We start from the raw sequence: 20,220 nt of genomic DNA on the forward strand, positions 1-20,220 counted from the left end.
CAAATAGTCTTATAGTTTTACTGGGGCAGTTTGAAATCACTTCCCAACCAGCAAAAAAATAGCACCCGAAATTGCACGATGGCAATATTCATTGTCAAGGTGTTATTTGGGGTGCTGTTGCTATGCTATTCTAGTATTGCTGTCTTATACAATATACACAACCATTTGTTTTATGCGCTGAAAGGCATGCTGACTCTACAAAAACTGAACTGCTTGCCTTAATTAGGGAGAGGCATTTCTTCATGGCTGAAAGGCATTTTCTTTTTTGGATGCTTTAATGAGCTTCTCGATCTCTTCCAGGTTATTTTCTTCAAAGAGCTGGACGATTTTGCTTCCGACGATCACACCATCGCAAATCTGATTCATTGCCTTGACATGTTCGGGGGTCGAGATGCCGAACCCAGCGAGCACCGGCAGCCTGCTGACATTCTTAACCTTCTGCAAATGCTCCTGAAGCTCTCCGGAAAAATCTCTTCTTACTCCCGTTGTCCCTTTGACTGTAACCGCATATAGAAAGCCATTCCCTTTTTCCGAAATTTGCTTTATCCGCTCGATCGGGCTTGTCAATGTAGCAAGCCTGATAATTTCCAGGCCGTCCCTTTCTGCATAGGGTGCAATCAAATCTTCTTCTTCGGGAGGGAGATCTGGAAGGATCAGGCCGTCTACACCAGCTTTGCTTGCTTCCATGGTAAACCGTTCGATTCCATAAGCCATAACAGGATTTACATAAGTCATGATAATGATAGGGATATGGACAATCGGCCTGATTGTTTTCAAGGTTTCAAGGACCGTTTTGAGCGTTGTCCCTTCTTTCAGCGAGCGGATTCCCGCCTTCTCAATGACCGGGCCGTCCGCTACCGGATCTGAAAAGGGGATGCCCACCTCCACCGCTGTTGCACCGCATTTTTCAAGAAAAGTGATTTTGTCCCCCAGTGTGGCCAGACCGCCATCTCCTGCCATAATATAGGGAATAAAGGCCTTTTCCTCTTTTTCTTTCAAAAGGCGGAACACTTTTTCGATTCTATTCATCCTTCTTCCCTCCTAATCTGGCTTTCACCGTTTCTACGTCCTTGTCCCCCCGCCCTGACAGGCAGACGGCAATTCCTGCATCTTTAGGCATCCCTGCTGCAAGCTTTATGCTATATGCCACAGCATGGGCACTTTCCAGTGCCGGAATGATGCCTTCGAGCCTGCACAGCAGCTTTAAAGCGTCAAGGGCTTCTTCGTCTGTGATAGATTCATAGACTACCCTGCCAGTATCTTTTAGATAGCTGTGTTCAGGGCCTACTCCCGGATAATCGAGGCCTGCCGAGATCGAGTGGGCTTCCTGTATCTGGCCGTCCTCATCCTGCAGCAGATACATGAGGGCTCCGTGGAGCACACCAGGTTTTCCTTTAGTCAATGAAGCTGCATGGTTTCCGGTATCCACCCCAAGACCAGCTGCTTCCACACCATACATGCGGACACTTTCGTCTTCTATGAATGGATAAAACATCCCCATGGAATTGCTTCCCCCTCCGATGCAGGCTACAACTGCATCCGGGAGCTTTCCTTCTTTTTCAAGATACTGCTGCTTCGTTTCTGCCCCGATCACGCTTTGGAAGTCCCTTACAATCATCGGGAATGGATGGGGCCCCATTACAGAGCCGAGTATATAGTGTGTGTCTGATACATTGGCTACCCAGTAGCGCAGCGCTTCATTGACTGCGTCTTTCAGTGTGCTGCTGCCTGAGCTGACACCGACGACCTTCGCTCCCAGGAGTTCCATCCTGAATACATTCAGAGCCTGCCTTCTGATATCTTCTTCCCCCATATAAATGACGCATTCAAGATTCAGCAGGGCACAGACGGTTGCAGTGGCTACGCCATGCTGCCCCGCCCCCGTTTCTGCAACGATTTTCTTCTTCCCCATGCGGACTGCCAATAAAGCCTGGCCGATCGTATTATTGATTTTATGAGCGCCGGTATGGTTTAAATCCTCCCTTTTCAGGAAAATCTTAGCCCCTCCGGCATGCCTCGTCAGGTTTTCAGCAAAATAAAGCGGCGTCTCCCGGCCAACATAGTCTTTCAGAAGACTGTTCAATTCCTTTGTAAAGCTTTCATCCTGGAGGGCCTTTTTGTATTCTTCCTCCAGTTCTGTAACTGCCTGCATAAGTGTTTCAGGCACATATCTTCCTCCGTATATGCCGAAATGCCCTTTTTCATCTGGCATCGTATAGACTGCTGTCATTTTACTTCCTCCTCATTTTTGAGCGCATTTTTTGCTTCTGCTATAAATTCCGCGATCAGGGCAGGGTCTTTTTTTCCGTCCTTTTCCACGCCGCTGCTGACATCAGCCATAAAAGGGGCTGCTTTACGAATTGCTTCTCTCGCATTTTCTGGATTCAATCCGCCTGCAAGAATAATTTTTTTACCGCCAAAATCCCTGCCTTCAAGAATACTCCAGTCAAAGGCGATTCCGTTCCCGCCCCTGTATTTTCCCTTTGGGCTGTCCAGGAGTATATAATCACAAGGATATTCGGCAATCCGGGCAAGATCTTCCTCGCCTTGTACACTCAAGGCTTTAATGACTGGCAGATTGATTCCTGCACAGAATTCCGGAGTCTCATCACCATGAAGCTGGACCATATCCAATCCGGCAATTTCCGCCGTTTTTTTAATTACTTCTTTGGATTCATTAACAAAGACGCCAATCTTCAGGGGCTCGCCGGGAAGCTTTGCTATTATTTCGGCGGCTTCCTCAGGCGCGATGCGGCGCCTGCTTTCGGCAAAAACAAATCCTAATGCATCTGCCCCGCTTTTGGCTGCATAAAGCCCGTTCTCCAGATCAGTGATGCCGCAGATTTTCACCTTCACGGAATCCGCACCTCCTTTAAAGGAAGCTTCATGCCGCGGAGCGATGATTCAAGATCAGGTGCTTTCATGAAGGTTTCCCCGACAAGAATTCCTCCTGCCCCTGCAAGGGCGGCCCTTTTAGCATCCTCGATCGTTTTCATGCCGCTTTCGCTGATCAGAAATGCACCAGATTCTCTAATCGCCGGGGCAAGCCTTTCTGTGACAGAGAGATTTACATTAAATGTCCGCAAATCACGGTTGTTAACCCCAATCAGCCTGCTGCCTGCTGCTATCGCTCTTTCTGCTTCCCCCTCATTGTGAACCTCTACCAGTACTTCAAGATTCAAACTGGCAGCATAATGGTATAGCTCATTCATCTGCCCTTCCCCAAGCGCTGCCGCGATCAACAGAATGATATCGGCTCCTGCGCTTTTTGCTTTGGCAATCTGAATATGATCAATCATAAAATCCTTGCAGAGAATTGGGACGTCGACAGCGCCTCTGACTGCTGCCAGGTCCTCAAAACTTCCTTTGAAAAAGGACGTATCAGTTAATACGGAAATTGCATCGGCTCCATATTCAACATATTTGGCAGCCTGTTCGGCCGGGGAGGCATTCATGCTAATAACGCCTTTTGAAGGCGAAGCCCGCTTGAATTCGGCAATAATGCTCAAATGTTCGGCTGATTCAAGCCTGGAAATAAAAGACCTTTTTGGTGTATCAGAGATTTCTGGCAGCCCAAGCACTTTCAGCCTTTCAACTTCACGTTTTTTTTCTTCAATAATTTTATCTAAAATGGTTTCCATTCTATATCACCTCTTGTTTGGACTTGCTGCCGGCGTTGACCAGGAGTTCAAGCTTCTCCATTGCAGCACCGCTGTCAATGCTTTCTGCGGCAAGCTTAATTCCCTCCTGGATGGTGTCCGCTTTTCCGCCGGCGAAAATGCCAATCCCGCTGTTCAGCAGGACAGTATCACGGTATGCCCCTTTTTCGCCGCTGAGCACCTTCCGCAGTATTTCCGCATTTTCCTTTGAGTCTCCGCCCCGTATTTCTTCATTAATATAAGTGCCAAGCCCAGTCTCCTCAGGGAGAAGGATTTTCTCTGTGATAATCCCATTATCCAGGATTGCCAAATGGTTCTCGCCCTGGAGGGAAGCTTCGTCCATGTATCCGGCTCCGTTCAATACAACCGCTCTTTTCCGCCCCAGTTCATTCAGTACTTCTGCAAACATGGAAAGCAAATCTCTCCTATAGATACCCAGAAGCTGTGAATCAAGCTCCATCGGATTGGTGAGCGGCCCGATCAGGTTGAAAATTGTCGGGATCCGTAAATCCTTCCTTACCTTCATAATCCTTTTGATCTGAGGATGGACATGCGGAGCATAAAGAAAGGCGATGCCAATTTCCTGGAGAATTTCCTCAAGACGCTCCGGCGGCAGGTTCAAGTTGATTCCTAAGTGCTCAAGTACATCGGCGCTCCCTGTCTTACTGGAGACGCTCCTGTTACCATGCTTGGCAACAGGAATTCCCGCTCCTGCGATCACAAATGCACTGGTTGAGCTGATATTAAAGCTTTTTGATCCATCCCCGCCAGTACCGCAATTGTCCAGGGCACCTGGTATTTTCCTTTCAAATCTAAGGCTCCTTCCCCTCAGCCCCTTTACAAGCGCTGCAATCTCAGCAACCGTTTCTCCCTTTGTTTTCAGCCCGACCAGGAAAGCGGCAATTTCACTGTCAGTCACCTCTTCGGACAGCAAATGGGCCATCGCCTCCATCATTTCTGATTCCGTCAGTTCCGTGCGTTCAGATAAGCGTTCCAGTATGTGCCTCATGCCTATTCTCCTTTCTGATTTCCGTTAAAAAGTTTGCCAGCAACCTTTTACCGTTTATCGTCCCGACTGACTCCGGGTGAAACTGAAGGCCGAAGAGCGGGTAGTCTTCATGCTTGATGGCCATGATTTCCTGATCATCCATCGATCTTGCCAGCACCTTGAATTGTGCCGGAAGCGTTCCGGTCTGTATGACAAGTGAGTGATATCTCATAATATCGATCGGCTGCTCCATGTATTGAAACAAATGTGAGCCGGTATGCCTAAGCTTTGATGTTTTTCCATGCATAATTTTGGAAGCCTTCTCGATTCTGGCCCCGAATGCCTGGCCAATGGCCTGATGCCCCAGGCAAATCCCGAGGATCGGGATGCTGCTGCCGAATTCCTGGATCAGATCTATGCAAATGCCTGCGTTTTCCGGCCTGCCAGGCCCTGGTGACAGAACAATGGCTTCAGGGTTCATTGCGCTGATTTCATCAAGCCTGATTTTGTTGTTGCGGACAACTTTTATTTCTTCGCCAAGCTCTCCCAAATACTGATACAGGTTATACGTAAATGAATCGTAGTTATCAATTAATAAAATCATCTTGATCCTCCAGAAATGCCCTTAATTTATGAATGGTTTCTTCATACTCTTTTTCGGGCACCGAATCATGTACAATGCCTGCTCCAGCTTGGATATAGGCCTTTTTCCCCTTGATCAGCATGGTGCGGATCGCGAGGGCAAAGTCCATATTGCCGCCGGCCGAGAAATAGCCGATTGCCCCCGAATATACGCCCCGCTTATATTCTTCCAGTTCATTGATGATTTCCATGGCTCGAATTTTCGGGGCCCCCGATACTGTCCCTGCCGGCAGGCAGGCAGCAAGTGAATCTGCGGGTGAATATTCCGGCTTCAGCTTTCCGGATACCTCTGAAACCAAATGGATGACATGCCTGAATTTTTCAGCCTGCATATATTTCTCTATCTTAACCGAACCAAATTCACAAACCCTGCCAAGGTCATTTCTGCCCAGGTCCAGGAGCATCCGGTGCTCGGCAAGCTCTTTTTCATCATTCTGCAGGTCGGCTGACAGCCTTTCGTCTTCTTCCTCGTCTCTTCCCCTTGGCCTAGTCCCGGCAATTGGGTTTGTGGTTACCTTACCAGCATCTGCCTTGATCAGGCTTTCCGGAGATGCGCCGGCGACTGCATATTCCCCAAAATTCAGAAAATACATATATGGTGAAGGATTCTGAATACGGAGCCTGCGGTAGAACGAGAACGGATCTCCTTCAATGTCTGCCTGCATACGCTGTGAAAGCACCACCTGGAAGATATCTCCCTGGATGATATACTCTTTGGCTTTCTTTACCTTTTCAACAAAAGACTCTTTCGTTTCTGAAGCCGAGTATCTTGATATCTTTATAAGGCTGCCAGAAGGAGTGCCGGATCCTTCTTCTATTTCCTTCCTCCGCCCGGCAATCCTGACCCTCAGGCTCTCATCTGTCGTATCGGGTGACAGGCGCGTGCCAATCAGGTAAACCTTCTGTTCAGCATGGTCATAGACAGCCATGATTTCAAAGAACATCAGATGCACATCCGGGACTCCCAATTCATCTTCCGGGATATTCCCGATATCCTCATACTGCCTGATGCTGTCGTACCCGACATAGCCCACCGCCCCTCCAGCCAGCGGAAAGGGCGCCTGCATGGCCTTTTCAGGAAGCAGTTTTTTTACCATCTCAAGGGCGGGCTCTGCCAGTTCGGTTTCTTCTCCTCCCCTGATCAGAATGCTAGTGCCGCCAGTCCCCTTTAATTCAAATACAGGATCTGCGCCTATAAACGAATATCTTCCTGAGCGCTCATGCTTCAGCGAACTTTCAAGCAGGAATTTTTTCTCTCCGCTGATCCGCTGATAAATGCTGATGGGCGTCAGTATGTCTCCTTCCAGTTCTTCAATGATCATGCCTGATACTGCCTCTGCTCTGCTCATTTTCTTTCCTCCTATGCTTTTCTCGGCTCGGCTCCTATAAAAAAAGTCCCCTATACGCACAGGTATTGTGCATATAGAGGACGATATTCCGGACCGCGGTGCCACCTCAGGTTAGAGCATGGGATGCTCTCTCTTTTCGGATGCGCAAAGCTTTCAGCCCTGCAGACCCTATCCTGATAACGGCGGAATCCCGTGCATCCCTACTTTTTTCAGGATGCCTCTCACAAGTCCATTCACAATACTGTTCGTGCCGGCTTCCACCACACCCGGCTCTCTGGAACGAAATTAAGCACTGCTACTACTCTTGTTCAGCGATTTGAATATTCTTTTTTTTCAACACAAAAAGGGTCCCCCATCCTTATAAAAAGGACGAGAAACCCGTGGTGCCACCTTCATTAGCTGATTTAATCAGCTCACTTTGCAGACAGCAGACAAAATTCCTGCCATCTGTCTCTTGTAACGATGAGACTGTTCGCCAAAGCCTACTGCTCTAAAAGGTTCGGTTTGGAGGCTCGGAAGTCCATTCACGATTGCATCTGCACTGATTCACACCATCCATCAGCTCTCTAAAGCATCTGCAAAAGCTACTACTCTTCGTCATGGCCGTTCGATATATTGATTATTATGATAAATCGGAAATATCCGTTTGTCAAATCATTTTTAAAAATATTTATGTAATATTGTACAAAGCCTTTTGGAGCTTCGTTTTCCAGACATCCGCCAGCGCCTCTATCCGCAGCATCTTTTCCATGGCTTCGGCATTTTTTCGCCCGCGGAAAAAAATCTCATTTCCCTCCAAAACCGAAATTTCCTCCTGCTTCCGTTCAAGAAGGATAATTTGTGAATCTTTCCGGACCATGCCTGGTTCAATCACCCTGAAAAAATATCCTGTAAAACCTGTTTCCACGATTCTTGCCAGCAGTTGATCTGCTTCATTGAACTTAGAGATCGTCGAGCACGGAACCCGCCCCTGGGTGATCTGGATGACTGCATCGCCCAATGCGAAAATATCCCCAATGAATACATCTTCTTCCTTCATATTTTCCGCACAGATATTCTCTCCAAATGCCGGAGGCTGTAATGGTTTTCCAAATTCCTTTTCCCACATGCTGTAGTGCTCATATGGGTACAGGCAAACTGCCCTGTCAGGGCCGCCATGGAAATCAGAGTTAGCGACACCGTCGCCGGCAAAACCTTCTGGCGTCAGGCTGGCTTCCTCCAGTGGAATTTTCCCTATTGCAGAAATTTCTTTTTTTCCTTTCCAGTCAAATTGCTTTGGTTTGCCAATGCTGAATTCAATTATCCGGCCTCTCATGCTCTTTTCCCTCCATGAACCCAATTAGTCTGCCCACTGGCATTATTCCCTATTCTATCTCTTTTGGCTTAATGTTCCAACCCCTCTCTATGCCAAAAAATAGCAGGGAAAGAAGTTCGCTTGTTTGCTAATAGTAATAGTATCAACACAGGAGGCAGGTTTTCAAATGGAGCATGTGGAGAAAGTCGTTATAAAGAAATCCAAGAAAAAAGCAAAGGAAAAGAAGAGCCAGAAGAATAATGACGCGCATAATCAAAAATGGGCTGTCCTTTCTATTTCCTCAATCCCTCTAGTTATGACTCTGGGGAATTCCATGCTTATTCCAGTTCTGCCCGTTATGGAGCGGGAGCTTGGCATTTCTTCCTTCCAGTCCAGTATGATCATTACGGTGTACAGCATTGTGGCCATTATCCTGATACCGCTTGCCGGATACCTTTCAGACCATATCGGAAGGAAAAAAGTTATTATACCCAGTCTCCTGATCGCCGCTATTGGAGGACTTATCTCCGGCTGGGCATCCTGGAAGATGGCCGATCCCTACTGGCTCATCCTCATTGGAAGATCTCTCCAGGGGATTGGTGCTGCTGGAGGGGCGCCCATTGTCATGCCTTTGGTTGGGGATATGTTCAAGAATGAGGAAGAAGTCAGCAGTTCTCTTGGGGTGATAGAAACCTCAAACACCTTCGGGAAGGTATTGAGCCCTATTCTCGGCGCCTTTTTGGCAGGCTTTGTATGGTTTTTGCCTTTTTTTGCTTTTCCAGTATTTTGTGCCATTTCTGTCCTTCTGATGGTCCTGCTGGTTAAAACACCAGAAAAGCGCACAGAGCCTATTCCCTTCAAAGCCTTTTTCAAAAAAATCAAGGAAATTTTCAAAAATAATGGCAAATGGCTTTACGCCATTTTTGTGGCAGGCATCATATTAATGTTCGTATTATTCGGAGTGCTGTTTCACCTCTCTGATATCCTTGAAAAGCAGTATGATATCAAAGATGTGAAAAAAGGGCTGTTTCTTGCCATTCCATTAGGCGCCCTATGTTTATCGTCCTATATTACCGGAAAGCTGATCAAAGAAAATAAGATCCTGATGAAGTGGATTACTTTTTCCGGCAGCATCCTGCTGGCTGCCTCAGTAGGAATACTTGGATTCTCGACCAACCTCTGGTTTCTCATGGCCATGTTTGCTGTGGGGGGAATCGGCATAGGTGTCAGCCTGCCCTGCCTGGATGCGCTGATCACTGAAGGCATTGAGAAGGAAGAGAGAGGGACTATCAGCTCACTGTACAGCTCGATGAGATTCATCGGCGTAGCAGCCGGCCCGCCAGCTATCGCCATCATCGTAAAGCAGTCAGAACAGCTTTTGTTTTATATATTATGCGGAGTCTCGATCCTCGCTGCACTTGCAGTCCTGTTTGCAATAAAGCCTGATAAAAATGGGTAGGCCAGCCATACAATGAGGCTTCCGAAAAAGAGCTAATCCGCAAACCAAAAGCCCGGCAAAATAGCCGGGCTTTTTAGTCAGTTTATTGCTTCTTGCAGGCTGCCTGTCATCTCGTTCAGCTCACTGATGTTTTCGGCGATTCCCACTACCCGCTGTTCCTGCACCTCAGCGCTTGCCAGCCATTCTTCAGCCGATTTTGTTTATGCAGGTCAGCCAAGATTCTGTCATATTATTCTCCTGGTAAGATGATTTCCAAATTTACTCAGCATACATTCGTAACTTTATTATTATAATGAGAAATAATACCTAAAAAAAAAGCTTTTTCACGCTAAAAAGAACAGCACTCTGGCTGTTCTAGATTTTTGCCTCCGAAAAAAGGAAGCCAAGTATAATCTGGTTAAAAGCATGCCATTTTTTAGTTGGCAGCTGATGGGCCACTTTTTTTATGACAGCTGATTGAAAATCAGTATGCTTTTTGTATGATCTGATATGCTGATTGGCAAAATCGCGGGACCCATACATCAGAAGAAATGGAGCCTTGAGCTTTTTCAGCCTGTCTGTGCAATTGTAATGCAGTGACTCGCCGTAATACTGAAACCACACCCGTTTGTCTGCCAGCTCCATATGCTCCACGAGCCTGGCGCGATAAGCATGATCACTCGTATGGCTTGCTGCAAGCAGCGGGTTCAGGACCTCCGGATGGTGCTTGATCAAATACATGCCTGCAAGATGTTCATACTTAAATGCAGCAGATTGAACCTCGGAGTAGCCGCTTGCCAGGATGAGCGCAGCCGTCCTCTCCGGATGACTTAGGGCAAATTCCTGTGCGATCAGCCCCCCGGCAGAATAGCCAAGTACTGCAGCCTTTTTAATCTCCAGGGTATCCAGCAGCGCGGCTATTTCATTGGCATACCCGCTGATAGAAATGTTTGTCTGACAGACCGGCGATCTCCCATGCCCGCTGAGATCCGGAAGAATAACCCTGAACCATTTGGAAAGGGGTTTTTGGCACTCAAAGACCATGCTTCCCATACCAGGCGGGTGAATGAAGACAATCGGAATCCCGCTGCCCATCTCTTCATAAAAAACCCTCCCGCCCCGATATTCAAAATTGGCCATAAAGTTAGTGAGGCCTCTGTTTCTCAGCTTTCTTTTCTGAAGCTGTCATTTCCTTTGAGAATTCCATATCATTTATGCTTTTGGCGCTTTGCAGGCCGGATTTTGTTTTTCTATTGCGCTTAGTCATGAAGTTAGTCTCCTTCTGAAGCATGATTGGACAGCCATAACGTCTGTGTAATGCATAGATCTATCACTGGCTGCCTTTATAGTATGGCTCGTATCACAGAAATGCCATGCACCTAAAAGGGATTGCCGTGATTTACCGGCCGGCTAGATCCTGCCTCCTCGTTCCTTGTAGTTTCCGAGCAGACCCAGCTCATTATTCAGAAGGACTTCCATCTCTTCAATATCGCTTCGCTCTACAACGCCATCTTTCTCATTCCACCCAATGCTATAGACAAGGAAATATCCCCTGACCCGGCGGAAAATAACAGAGGTATTCGGGTACTTATCAAAGACTGCTTTTCTCTGCCCCCTCCGCATATAGCCCCATCTTAAAATGTCCATACAATCCCTGCAATCTGATTAGTTTTTTACCCTTTACCCCAATCTAATGGAAATTATCACATAAACAAAAAAAGCCGCATTTCTGCGGCTTATCCCCATCCTTTTATCTTTCGCCAGACAAATTGCCGCCAAGATCCGGTTTATCTTCAGTCTTAGGCGTCTCATCATTTCGCATTCCCCGGTCGCTCCAGTCTTCGCTGCTTTGATTTTGCTCTTCGATTTGTTCATCGAGCTGCCTCATGTCAGCAGGATCAACATACCGTGAAGGAATGACTCTGTTGCTGTCATTATTAGGCTGGTTGACTTGGTCGTTATCAAAGCCATCCCCATTATTGCGCATCGGTGTATAATTCATCTCTTCAGGTTCATTCATCTGATTGTTGTTTGTGCCGCAGGCTGACAAAGGCAGGACAATGGTCAATATCGCCAGAATGGCTGCTGCTCTTTTTTTCACTAAGAATGCCTCCTCAAAATGTGATCAACCTTAGTATGTTCACATTAGAGAAGGTTAAAAGGCATAATAATTATCAGTCCCGGAAATGCTTGCTAATACTGAAGCCGGGGTTTCGCCGGATTGCATTCCGGCTTTTCTTCGGACTGCGACTCCGCAAGCTTAGTCAAGTAATAGCATTCCTCCCTGAACATATGGTCGGCCATCAGGGGAGCAAACGTTCCGAGAGCCTGGTTTGAGAGTTCAAGCTCTTCAATTTCATCCAGGAAATTCATAAATAACCTCATCTCGAGCTTGACGTTTTTGTTAAACCGGTCCAGTGCCGGAAAGCTTTGGATATTTGTCCGCAAAAAACCGGTAAGCTCCACAGCCTTTAAATAAAAACCCTCAAAATGTTTTGTATAGTCATCGCTTTTTTCTTTGATCATTTTCTCGATACGGTCCATATTGTCTGAAATCGCACCGGCATGACCGGCGGCATCAAGCAGCCAGATCAGATGATGATGAAGCTCATGAAATACAGGCGGAGCTTCACCTTTTTTCAAGTAACCCAGCACAAGAAGGTATTCCTCAAGCTCGTTCACCATATGGTTGATGAAGGTCGGGCCAAGCTGGATTTTAATTTTGCCGGTCAGATGCTCTTCAATCAGCTTCAGCTTAAAGCTCCGCAGCTTTTCTGCCTCTGCTTCTGCCAGCATGCTTAATTGTATAGGATCTGCGCCTCCTGCCTGTGCGAGCAGTTCATCGAAGACCGTTATAAAGTATTCCGCTGTCCGGATATATTCCTTTTCAGACGGCGCCAGTGCGTCATGAATGAACCGCGCATGATCACCGAGGATCTGCAGCCAGAATCCGTTTTCTTCCTTTGCTGATACTTCGAATGTTTTTGCCATATGTTCCCCTCCCTGTTAAAACTTCTTCTCTCATTCATATTACACTTGCCTCAAAATATGCCTGGCTCGGATAGCATGATTCATAATACAGACTGAAAAGGGTTTCCGGCAGAAGCGGCGAATAGTATTGTAAATTTCCCTTGTATGGAGGTATGAAAGTTGACGACAGCCATTATCCTGTATCCGAGATTCAGCGAATACGAATTATCAGCCGTCATTTCTGTGTTGAAACAGGCAAACCATCCGAAGGTCTTCATCGGCCTGGATGATGAGCCTGTTAAAGGAGAAGCAGGACTTTCCTGCATGCCTGATATTTCTCTTAAGGAGGCAGAGGTTTCCCAATACCAGAGTTCAATACTCCCGGTGTAGATGATTTTCAGCACCTGCTTGAGGAAAATGCCTTATACAGTTTTATCCGGAGCTGCTGCGAACAAATGCAGTTTATTGCCGCAATATCAAGTGCACTATTCCTTCTGGCCCAACTTGGTATCTTGTATGACCGGTCTTGGGCACAGCAGGTATTTCAAAACAAGCTCGAGAGTTTTTAGGGGTTTTTAACGAAGAAAGATTTGTAGACGCTCCATATGTGTTTGACAGAGGAATATCGACAGCAAAGGGCAATGCCTTTGTGGACTTCGCCACTAAATTCTGACAGGTGCTGGAGCTTGAGTTCAATCCTGGCTGGTAACGGTGAGAAGTTATTGCTGGAAAAGAAAAAACCGGAAAGCACATGGGCTTTCCGGTCATTTTTACTTCACTTGAGCTGCTGGCTTTTTGAAGATTCCCAAAAGGACGGCAGATACAACCGAGCCAATCAGGATGGCCAAAAGGTATAGCAGCGCATTTCCTTCTACAAGGAAGGAAACAAACACTCCGCCGTGAGGTGCACGGAGGCCGATATTGAACAGCATGGACAATGCGCCGGTTGTGGCAGCACCCACCATGATCGACGGAATGACCCTGATCGGATCTGCTGCCGCAAATGGGATCGCCCCTTCCGTGATGAAAGATAAGCCCATGATATAGTTGACAGTTCCTGCATCTCTTTCCTGTTTCGTGAATTTATTCTTAAAGAAAGTAGTTGCCAGAGCAATGGCAAGCGGCGGAACCATACCAGCGGCCATGATGGCCGCCATCGGCTCATACACGCCGTTTGCAAGAAGGCCTGTTCCGAATACATATGCTGACTTGTTTACAGGGCCTCCCATATCAAAGGCCATCATAAGGCCCAATACAATTCCAAGCATTACAGCGTTCGCAGTGCCGAGTCCGGCAAGCCAGTCTGTGATCGCATTGTTCAGAGCACCGACAGGTTCATTTACAGCATACAGCATGGCAAGACCGGTCAGTAATATTCCAAGGAGCGGATAAAGCAGAATCGTCTTGATTCCTTCTAGAGCTGCTGGAAGCCCGGACAATAGCTTTTTAAGCAGTACGACGATATAACCGGCAAGGAATCCGGCGATCAAGCCGCCGAGGAATCCGGCCCCGCCGCTCGCTGCCATGAAACCTCCGACCATACCAGGTGCAAAGCCCGGACGGTCTGCGATGCTCATTGCAATGAAGCCGGCAAGCACAGGAACCAGCAGGCCAAAGGCATTGCCGCCGCCGATTGTCATAAGTGCCGCTGCAAATTCATTGTAGGAAGGATCGTTCGGATCTGCAGAGTTATAGCCGAACATAAAGGAAATCGCAATCAGGATTCCCCCGCCGACCACAAACGGAAGCATATTGGAAACACCATTCATCAGATGCTTGTAAATGCCGCCCATTTTCTCTTTGCTGCCGTCGCCTTCAGATGCAGCCTGGCCTGAACCCTGGTAAACCGGCGCATCCTTCTTGACAGCCCTGTCAAGAAGCTCCTTCGGCTTGCGGATGCCGTCCGCTACGGCAGTCTGGATGACATGCTTCCCTCTGAAGCGTTCCATTTCCACTTTTGTGTCTGCCGCCACAATAACAGCAGCTGCATTTTCAATTTCTTCCCTGGTCAGGACATTCTTCGCCCCGCCGGAACCATTGGTCTCTACCTTTATATCGATGCCCAGTTCAGCCGCTTTCGCTTTCAGGGAGTCTGCGGCCATGTAGGTATGCGCAATACCTGTGGGACAGGCTGTAACAGCGACGATGAAATCTTTTTTATTTTCCATACTCTGCTCTTCTTCTTCACCTTCATCATCATGGGCATTGATGATATTCAAAACGGTTTCCGCAGAATCCGCTTCCATAAGCTCCGTGCGCACTTCTTCTCTCATAAGGATGGAAGAAAGGCGGGAAAGTGCCTCAAGGTGGGTATTGTTCGCACCTTCTGGGGCAGCAATCATGAAGAATAGATGTGACGGCTGTCCGTCCAACGATTCATAATCCACCCCTTCCGCCGATTTGCCGAATGCAATTGCAGCATTGGCAACAGCCGCGGTTTTAGCATGGGGAATGGCGATCCCGTCCCCGATCCCGGTCGTGCTCTGTTCTTCTCTTTTAAGAATGGCATCTTTGAAAGCGGAAACATCATTAAGCTTTCCAGCTTTATCAAGTGTCTCTGCCAGCTGGTCGATCGCCCCGCGCTTATCCCTGCCATTAATAGAGAGCAGGATTGTTTCTTTTGTCAATAGCTCTGTAATTTTCATAAAGCTCTCTCCTTTAAATTGTTCTTACCGCTACCTGGGGCAGCAGTTCTTCTATTTTTTCAATAGTGCATAGGCCGATTGAAAAGGCTGTAGCACTTCCGGAAGCTACACTGTATTTAAAGGCAGCTTCATAGCTGCCGCTCCGGCTGAATTCGGCCAGGAATCCGGCAACCATAGAGTCGCCTGCTCCCACTGAGCTTTTTAAGGTGCCCTTTGGAACAGTCGCAGCGATGGCCACATCTTCATTCACGAATACAGCACCTTCCCCTGCAAGTGAAATAATGACGTTTTGCGCACCCATTTCAACAAGCTTCCTGGCGTATGGAAGCACTTCTTCGCACGTATGGATTTCTGTGCCGAATAATTCGCCAAGTTCATGGTGATTGGGTTTGATCAGAAAAGGACGGTATGGAAGAACCTTTTTAAGCAGCTCGCCCTCTGCATCAGCAGCAAATCCTGCTCCTGCTTCATGGCACATTTTTGCGAATGCTTCATAGGTATTGTCCGGCATTGTGGAAGGGATGCTTCCAGCAAGCACCAGCATGTCTCCCTGTCCCAGGCGGCTGATCTCAGAAGTCAATGCATCCAGGTCTTCTGCGCTGATTTCAGGCCCCCGGGCATTGATTTCAGTTTCCTGACCGCTTTTCAATTTGATATTGATTCTTGTGTCATCCTTTACCTGTACAAAACGGGTTTTAATATTCTCTTCCTGGAGTGAGTCTGTGATATAGCTGCCGGTAAACCCGCCGGCAAACCCGATTGCTTCGCTGTCGACTCCCATCCTTTTCAGGACCCGGGAAACATTAATGCCTTTTCCTCCAGGAAATTTAGATTCAGTTTTTGTCCTGTTCAAACCGCCTAGCTCGATATTATCGAGCTCGACAATATAATCAACAGAAGGATTTAGTGTCAATGTATAAATCATGCTGTCACAACCTTAATATTTGTTTTACTGATATATTGTTCCCTGCTGTCTGCATCAAGTTCATTTGTAATGATGGAGGCTTCATGAAGCTCGGCAATTTTTGCGAAAGCGATTTCAGAAAACTTCGAACTATCTGATAGCACATACGCTTCCCTGGACAGTGAAATAGCTGTTTGCTTAATCATCGCTTCCTCCTGGTCCGGTGTGGTATAGCCGAACTGAGGATGGATTCCATTAACACCCATAAAGCATTTATCAAATCTGTATTGGCCAAGGCTGGCTAAGGCTCCCCTTCCTATGATGGCGTTTGTTTGCGGCTTGGCATAGCCGCCCACCAGGAAGGTCTTAATCCCTCTTTCCATAAGGCTTTGAATATGCATAAGGCCATTTGTCACGACAACAATGTCTTTCAGAGGCAGAAAGGGAATCATCCCCTGAACGGTTGAACCTGCATCCAGATAGATGCAGTCTCCTTCTTCTACAAGGCCTGCAGCATACCTGGCAATATCCTTTTTCTCATGACGGTTTATGGAGGTTTTCTCAACCATGCTCGGCTCTTGAAGCTTCCCCTGCAGCCTGGCAGCACCCCCGTGCACCCTTTTCAAGAATTTATCATTTTCAAGCTGGGACAAATCCCGTCTGATAGTTGATTCAGAGGAATCTGTCATTTCAACGAGTTCCTGTATTTTAACTGTATTCTTTTCTTTCAGCATCTGCAGGATAAGCTGATGTCTCTCTGGTGTCAGCAATAACGGCACCTCCCGGCTATTTACAGCTTCTTGGCTTTTGCTTATAAGATTTTGATTTATTATGTAAGCCAATTGTAATGGAATCGATTTCAAAAATCAATCATTTTCTATCATTAACAACCATAAAGATTCAAATTTTGAACGGTATTGACTGTTTTTACAAAATTCATATTTCATTACATAATACTAATATTTTGTTTGAGCTCAAAAGGAGAGCTATAATGAAGAAGCAAAAATATATAAATGTGTTGGAGAGTGTTTCAGTGAAAAATATTGGCGGTTTTTATCTAGAACTGATTAAAGTAATCATTATTGCTGTTGTCGCGTTTGCCCTTTTTGGGTCTTTCCATGAAAAGATCCTTGAACTTGCGGTCCCGGCAGGTGAAGATATAACAACCAAAGCGTTCGGGGTGCCATTTTATATTCAGTCTGCTGCTTTATTCATGCTTCTTTTCCTTCTATATAAGACAAAGCTGCAGAGGTACAGCTGGTATAAAAAGTGGAAAAACAGCGGAGTGCTTTCGACAAATACAGCACGGATTCTGCTTATTGCAGGGAGTTCCATGCTCCTCCTTCCATATTTTTATTATTTTATCGCTTTATGATTGCTGTCGGAATTCAACTATGCTACAATCAGGGTACAACATATGGATAACACACCACGAACCAGCACTACATATTGTTGTCCTTGTGAATGAATTTGTTTGTGGTCTCTTTTTCCTTTTTCGCTTCTGAAACTCGGGAAGCGATTTTTTTTGCAGAGAGTCTGTGAATTTTAGCGAATAATCGTTCAGGCTGCCGATTTTTGGCGCCTGCCTTTAATTGAATAAGAATCCGCAAGTGATGGTGCCCTCTAAGGGCTTAATAGGGAATCCGGTTCAATGCCGGAGCTGTCCCCGCAACTGTAAGTGTGTACGAAATAAGCATCCACTTTATATGAACGCTGAAAAGGCGCATATATGGGAAGGGCTTAAAGTAGGATGAAGCACGAGCCAGGAGACCTGCCATGCTTGTACGAGTTTCGGTTCTTCGGGGATTGGGAAGATGAAACGATGGTATAAGTCGTTTTCTTTTCCTTTATGCCATCGTTTGATCCGCCCAATATATGGGCGGATTTTTTTATTGTCAAGGAATTTATAAATGGTAAGACTTGTGGATATTCAATTCATGATCCACGTCCAGCAGCAGCGCCTCTCCCCTTGAGGTCACAAGGCAAACCTCCCAAAAAGGGAAAGAACCCCTTTCCGGGAGGTCCCCTTATGCTTGTCGGGGGGATCAATGCGCTTTTGTTTTTGGCAAAATACTGAACAACCCAGGAGGTATGACTATGAATATTTCTTCGGCAAAACCGCTGCCATTGGCATCCATTGATTCAGATTTCCCGCATTTGGACTTTCAGCCGCTCTATAAAAGGGAGATTCAGCTTCAGGAGAATCACACTCCAGGCAATGTTGAGCTTCTAAACCAGCTGATTCTTGATTCCCTTTCTATGATTAGCGAAGCGGAGCCTGACTGGACATACGTGGCTGCCCGCCTTTATTTATCCAGCCTTTATGAAGAGGCTGCCAAGAATCGGCGCAATGCCGCCGGAGGACAGTATGGCCCGCTTTTCGGTCTCATCACCGATTTAACCGATGCTGGCGTCTACTCTCCAGTACTGCTGGAATCCTATACAAAAGAAGAAATTGATGAAATTGGATCTTATATCGATCCGGAAAAGGACAGGCTGTTTACATATATAGCAGTGAAAATGCTGGCTGACCGCTATTTGAGCAGGGATAAGAAAAAGAGGCTTTTTGAGCTGCCGCAGGAAAGATTCATTATTATCAGCATGGCATTGAATCGTACAGAGCCAAAAGAACGCAGATTGTCCCTTATTAAGGAATCCTACTGGGCTTTGAGCAATCTTTATATGACAGCAGCAACCCCTACCCTATCCAATGCCGGGAAAAATTGGGGCCAGCTTTCAAGCTGCTTTATTGATACTGTGGATGACAGTCTCCAGGGCATTTATGACAGCAATACAGATATCGCCAATCTTTCCAAAAACGGCGGCGGCATCGGGGTCTATTTGGGGAAAATCAGAAGCCGGGGCAGTGATATTAAAGGATTTAAAGGGGCTTCATCAGGAGTTCTTCCATGGATGAAGCAGCTCAATAACACAGCTGTCAGCGTCGATCAGCTCGGCCAGCGCAAAGGGGCAGTCAGCGTCTACCTCGACGTCTGGCATAAAGATATCTTTTCCTTCCTGGACAGCAAATTGAATAACGGTGATGAACGCTACCGCACCCATGATTTATTCACCGGAATCTGCCTGCCGGATCTGTTCATGGAAACGGTGGAAGCCCGCGGGGACTGGCATCTGTTCGATCCCCATGAGGTACGCAGTGTTATGGGCTTCTCTCTTGAAGATTTTTATGATGAAAAGCCAGGTGCAGGTTCATTTCGTACTAGGTATGAAGAATGCGTCTCAAACCCTGAGCTATCGAAGCAGAAAGTGCCGGCGATCGATATTATGAAAAGAATTATGATCAGCCAGCTGGAAACCGGCACACCTTTTATGTTTTATCGTGATGAAGTAAACAGGAAAAATCCCAACCGACATTTGGGGATGATATATTGCACTAATTTATGTACTGAAATTGTGCAGAATCAAAGCGCAACGATAACAAAAAGCCAGCATGAGGAAGATGGCCGCATCATCATAGAGAAAATCCCCGGCGACTTTGTTGTCTGCAATCTTTCATCTATCAATCTGGCAAGGGCAGCAGAAGATCATGTATTGGAAAGATTGATCCCCATTCAGGTCAGGATGCTCGATAATGTGATTGACTTGAATACCATTCCCGTGCTGCAGGGAGTGGCGACGAACCGGAAATACAGGGCAATCGGGCTTGGCACCTTTGGCTGGCACCATCTGCTCGCCTTGAAAAAACTGCGCTGGGAAAACGATGAAGCCGTCAGGCTGGCAGATGAACTGTATGAAAAAATCGCCTTCCTGACGATTAAAGCAAGCATGAATCTGGCGATTGAAAAAGGATCCTACCCGGGGTTCGAAGGCTCTGACTGGCATTCCGGGCAATACTTTACATCCCGGGGATACAGCAGTTTGAATTCGGTGCATGATTGGGATTCATTGATGCAGGCTGTCAGGAAAAACGGAATCAGAAATGGATACCTGATGGCTGTAGCACCAAATGCATCAACAGCCATCATTGCAGGAAGCAGCCCGAGCATTGATCCGATATTCAGGAAATTCTACTCTGAGGAAAAGAAAGATTATAAGATACCGGTAACGGCACCTGACCTGAATGAGCATACAACCTGGTATTACAAATCGGCTTACGTAATCGACCAGCATTGGAGCATTCTTCAGAATAGCAAAAGACAGAAACACATCGATCAGGCAATCTCTTTTAATTTATATGTGCAGAACAATATTAAAGCAAAGGAACTTCTGGATTTGCATCTGTCTGCCTGGAAAAACGGACTGAAAACAACGTATTATGTCCGCTCTACTTCGTCTGACTTTGAAGACTGCGATTCCTGCTCAAGCTAACG

At 46.7% G+C, this 20,220-nt stretch carries 20 protein-coding genes, 1 riboswitch and 2 other annotated features; of the genes, 4 read left to right on the forward strand and 16 right to left on the reverse strand.

The window, feature by feature from the left end:
• Positions 1–240 precede the first annotated feature (240 nt).
• The 8 genes from trpA to ACQCVH_RS16515 all read right to left on the reverse strand — a co-directional run bounded on the left by trpA (position 241) and on the right by ACQCVH_RS16515 (position 7,953).
• Positions 241–1,029 carry a tryptophan synthase subunit alpha gene (gene trpA, locus ACQCVH_RS16480; protein ID WP_426836723.1) on the reverse strand — a complete coding sequence of 263 codons (789 nt, stop codon included), beginning with the start codon at positions 1,027–1,029 and terminating at the stop codon, positions 241–243.
• The gene (trpB, locus tag ACQCVH_RS16485; protein WP_426836724.1) at positions 1,022–2,230 is read right to left on the reverse strand and encodes a tryptophan synthase subunit beta; all 1,209 of its coding nucleotides are present in this window, start codon (positions 2,228–2,230) and stop codon (positions 1,022–1,024) included. Before trpB ends, trpA begins: the two co-directional genes overlap by 8 nt.
• Positions 2,227–2,856: a phosphoribosylanthranilate isomerase gene (locus ACQCVH_RS16490; protein ID WP_426836725.1), complete on the reverse strand. Its 630-nt coding sequence runs from the start codon at positions 2,854–2,856 to the stop codon at positions 2,227–2,229. The genes trpB and ACQCVH_RS16490 overlap by 4 nt, the downstream gene beginning before the upstream one ends.
• Entirely contained in the window at positions 2,853–3,641 is a 789-nt protein-coding gene (trpC, locus tag ACQCVH_RS16495) for an indole-3-glycerol phosphate synthase TrpC (RefSeq protein WP_426836726.1), read from the reverse strand. Before trpC ends, ACQCVH_RS16490 begins: the two co-directional genes overlap by 4 nt.
• A 1-nt stretch (position 3,642) precedes the next feature.
• On the reverse strand, positions 3,643–4,668 hold the full coding sequence (gene trpD / locus ACQCVH_RS16500) for an anthranilate phosphoribosyltransferase (RefSeq protein WP_426836727.1): 1,026 nt from the start codon (positions 4,666–4,668) through the stop codon (positions 3,643–3,645).
• Entirely contained in the window at positions 4,640–5,251 is a 612-nt protein-coding gene (locus ACQCVH_RS16505; RefSeq protein WP_426836728.1) for an anthranilate synthase component II, read from the reverse strand. Before ACQCVH_RS16505 ends, trpD begins: the two co-directional genes overlap by 29 nt.
• The gene (gene trpE, locus ACQCVH_RS16510; protein ID WP_426836729.1) at positions 5,235–6,638 is read right to left on the reverse strand and encodes an anthranilate synthase component I; all 1,404 of its coding nucleotides are present in this window, start codon (positions 6,636–6,638) and stop codon (positions 5,235–5,237) included. The genes ACQCVH_RS16505 and trpE overlap by 17 nt, the downstream gene beginning before the upstream one ends.
• Before the next feature lie 73 nt (positions 6,639–6,711).
• Positions 6,712–6,959, reverse strand: a binding site (T-box leader).
• 41 nt (positions 6,960–7,000) lie between these two features.
• Positions 7,001–7,248, reverse strand: a binding site (T-box leader).
• 60 nt (positions 7,249–7,308) lie between these two features.
• Entirely contained in the window at positions 7,309–7,953 is a 645-nt protein-coding gene (locus ACQCVH_RS16515) for an MOSC domain-containing protein (RefSeq protein WP_426836730.1), read from the reverse strand.
• A gap of 166 nt (positions 7,954–8,119) precedes the next feature.
• On the opposite strand from ACQCVH_RS16515, the gene bcbE reads away from it, so the two are divergent.
• Complete coding sequence (gene bcbE / locus ACQCVH_RS16520) at positions 8,120–9,391, forward strand: bacillibactin exporter BcbE (RefSeq protein ID WP_426836731.1); 1,272 nt, start codon at positions 8,120–8,122, stop codon at positions 9,389–9,391.
• A gap of 354 nt (positions 9,392–9,745) precedes the next feature.
• On the opposite strand, the gene ACQCVH_RS16525 is transcribed toward bcbE, so the two are convergent.
• The 5 genes from ACQCVH_RS16525 to ACQCVH_RS16545 all read right to left on the reverse strand — a co-directional run bounded on the left by ACQCVH_RS16525 (position 9,746) and on the right by ACQCVH_RS16545 (position 12,361).
• Positions 9,746–10,510, reverse strand: a complete 765-nt coding sequence (locus ACQCVH_RS16525; protein ID WP_426836732.1) for an alpha/beta fold hydrolase — start codon at positions 10,508–10,510, stop codon at positions 9,746–9,748.
• Positions 10,511–10,514: 4 nt separating this feature from the next.
• Positions 10,515–10,637: a hypothetical protein gene (locus ACQCVH_RS16530; protein ID WP_257991495.1), complete on the reverse strand. Its 123-nt coding sequence runs from the start codon at positions 10,635–10,637 to the stop codon at positions 10,515–10,517.
• 143 nt (positions 10,638–10,780) lie between these two features.
• On the reverse strand, positions 10,781–11,017 hold the full coding sequence (locus ACQCVH_RS16535; RefSeq protein WP_426836733.1) for a hypothetical protein: 237 nt from the start codon (positions 11,015–11,017) through the stop codon (positions 10,781–10,783).
• 103 nt (positions 11,018–11,120) lie between these two features.
• On the reverse strand, positions 11,121–11,471 hold the full coding sequence (locus tag ACQCVH_RS16540) for a hypothetical protein (RefSeq protein ID WP_426836734.1): 351 nt from the start codon (positions 11,469–11,471) through the stop codon (positions 11,121–11,123).
• 92 nt (positions 11,472–11,563) lie between these two features.
• Positions 11,564–12,361 (reverse strand): DUF2935 domain-containing protein, encoded by a 798-nt coding sequence (locus ACQCVH_RS16545; RefSeq protein ID WP_426836735.1) that lies wholly within the window; start codon positions 12,359–12,361, stop codon positions 11,564–11,566.
• Between the two features lie 159 nt (positions 12,362–12,520).
• Here ACQCVH_RS16545 and ACQCVH_RS16550 point away from each other — a divergent pair, with 159 nt between their 5' ends.
• Positions 12,521–12,730: a DJ-1/PfpI family protein gene (locus ACQCVH_RS16550; protein ID WP_426836736.1), complete on the forward strand. Its 210-nt coding sequence runs from the start codon at positions 12,521–12,523 to the stop codon at positions 12,728–12,730.
• Positions 12,731–13,110: 380 nt separating this feature from the next.
• Here the strand turns inward: ACQCVH_RS16550 and ACQCVH_RS16555 are convergent, their stop codons facing one another.
• From ACQCVH_RS16555 to ACQCVH_RS16565, 3 genes are read right to left on the reverse strand one after another with little or no spacing between them, the layout of a single operon-like run.
• Positions 13,111–14,985 carry a PTS fructose transporter subunit IIABC gene (locus ACQCVH_RS16555; RefSeq protein ID WP_426836737.1) on the reverse strand — a complete coding sequence of 625 codons (1,875 nt, stop codon included), beginning with the start codon at positions 14,983–14,985 and terminating at the stop codon, positions 13,111–13,113.
• Positions 14,986–14,998: 13 nt separating this feature from the next.
• Positions 14,999–15,910 (reverse strand): 1-phosphofructokinase, encoded by a 912-nt coding sequence (pfkB, locus tag ACQCVH_RS16560; RefSeq protein WP_426836738.1) that lies wholly within the window; start codon positions 15,908–15,910, stop codon positions 14,999–15,001.
• On the reverse strand, positions 15,907–16,659 hold the full coding sequence (locus ACQCVH_RS16565) for a DeoR/GlpR family DNA-binding transcription regulator (RefSeq protein ID WP_426836739.1): 753 nt from the start codon (positions 16,657–16,659) through the stop codon (positions 15,907–15,909). Before ACQCVH_RS16565 ends, pfkB begins: the two co-directional genes overlap by 4 nt.
• A 221-nt stretch (positions 16,660–16,880) precedes the next feature.
• On the opposite strand from ACQCVH_RS16565, the gene ACQCVH_RS16570 reads away from it, so the two are divergent.
• Together ACQCVH_RS16570 and ACQCVH_RS16575 are read left to right on the forward strand one after the other, a co-directional pair.
• A complete protein-coding gene (locus tag ACQCVH_RS16570; RefSeq protein WP_426836740.1) occupies positions 16,881–17,264 on the forward strand; it encodes a hypothetical protein in 384 nt (127 codons plus the stop codon).
• Positions 17,265–17,485: 221 nt separating this feature from the next.
• Positions 17,486–17,682, forward strand: a riboswitch (cobalamin riboswitch).
• 304 nt (positions 17,683–17,986) lie between these two features.
• Complete coding sequence (locus tag ACQCVH_RS16575) at positions 17,987–20,218, forward strand: ribonucleoside-diphosphate reductase subunit alpha (protein WP_426836741.1); 2,232 nt, start codon at positions 17,987–17,989, stop codon at positions 20,216–20,218.
• Positions 20,219–20,220 lie beyond the last annotated feature (2 nt).

Source organism: Bacillus infantis, from assembly GCF_050107595.1.
Classification (GTDB): Bacteria; Bacillota; Bacilli; order Bacillales; family Cytobacillaceae; genus Bacillus_AB; species Bacillus_AB infantis_C.

What these genes read in the sequence shown, in the direction of transcription:
- trpA (WP_426836723.1), bottom strand. Translation starts at nt 1,029, where the DNA reads ATGAATAGAATCGAAAAAGTGTTCCGCCTTTTGAAAGAAAAAGAGGAA.
- trpB (WP_426836724.1), bottom strand. Translation starts at nt 2,230, where the DNA reads ATGACAGCAGTCTATACGATGCCAGATGAAAAAGGGCATTTCGGCATA.
- trpC (WP_426836726.1), bottom strand. Translation starts at nt 3,641, where the DNA reads ATGGAAACCATTTTAGATAAAATTATTGAAGAAAAAAAACGTGAAGTT.
- trpD (WP_426836727.1), bottom strand. Translation starts at nt 4,668, where the DNA reads ATGAGGCACATACTGGAACGCTTATCTGAACGCACGGAACTGACGGAA.
- ACQCVH_RS16505 (WP_426836728.1), bottom strand. Translation starts at nt 5,251, where the DNA reads ATGATTTTATTAATTGATAACTACGATTCATTTACGTATAACCTGTAT.
- trpE (WP_426836729.1), bottom strand. Translation starts at nt 6,638, where the DNA reads ATGAGCAGAGCAGAGGCAGTATCAGGCATGATCATTGAAGAACTGGAA.
- ACQCVH_RS16515 (WP_426836730.1), bottom strand. Translation starts at nt 7,953, where the DNA reads ATGAGAGGCCGGATAATTGAATTCAGCATTGGCAAACCAAAGCAATTT.
- bcbE (WP_426836731.1), top strand. Translation starts at nt 8,120, where the DNA reads ATGGAGCATGTGGAGAAAGTCGTTATAAAGAAATCCAAGAAAAAAGCA.
- ACQCVH_RS16525 (WP_426836732.1), bottom strand. Translation starts at nt 10,510, where the DNA reads ATGGCCAATTTTGAATATCGGGGCGGGAGGGTTTTTTATGAAGAGATG.
- ACQCVH_RS16530 (WP_257991495.1), bottom strand. Translation starts at nt 10,637, where the DNA reads ATGACTAAGCGCAATAGAAAAACAAAATCCGGCCTGCAAAGCGCCAAA.
- ACQCVH_RS16535 (WP_426836733.1), bottom strand. Translation starts at nt 11,017, where the DNA reads ATGGACATTTTAAGATGGGGCTATATGCGGAGGGGGCAGAGAAAAGCA.
- ACQCVH_RS16545 (WP_426836735.1), bottom strand. Translation starts at nt 12,361, where the DNA reads ATGGCAAAAACATTCGAAGTATCAGCAAAGGAAGAAAACGGATTCTGG.
- ACQCVH_RS16555 (WP_426836737.1), bottom strand. Translation starts at nt 14,985, where the DNA reads ATGAAAATTACAGAGCTATTGACAAAAGAAACAATCCTGCTCTCTATT.
- pfkB (WP_426836738.1), bottom strand. Translation starts at nt 15,910, where the DNA reads ATGATTTATACATTGACACTAAATCCTTCTGTTGATTATATTGTCGAG.
- ACQCVH_RS16570 (WP_426836740.1), top strand. Translation starts at nt 16,881, where the DNA reads ATGAAGAAGCAAAAATATATAAATGTGTTGGAGAGTGTTTCAGTGAAA.
- ACQCVH_RS16575 (WP_426836741.1), top strand. Translation starts at nt 17,987, where the DNA reads ATGAATATTTCTTCGGCAAAACCGCTGCCATTGGCATCCATTGATTCA.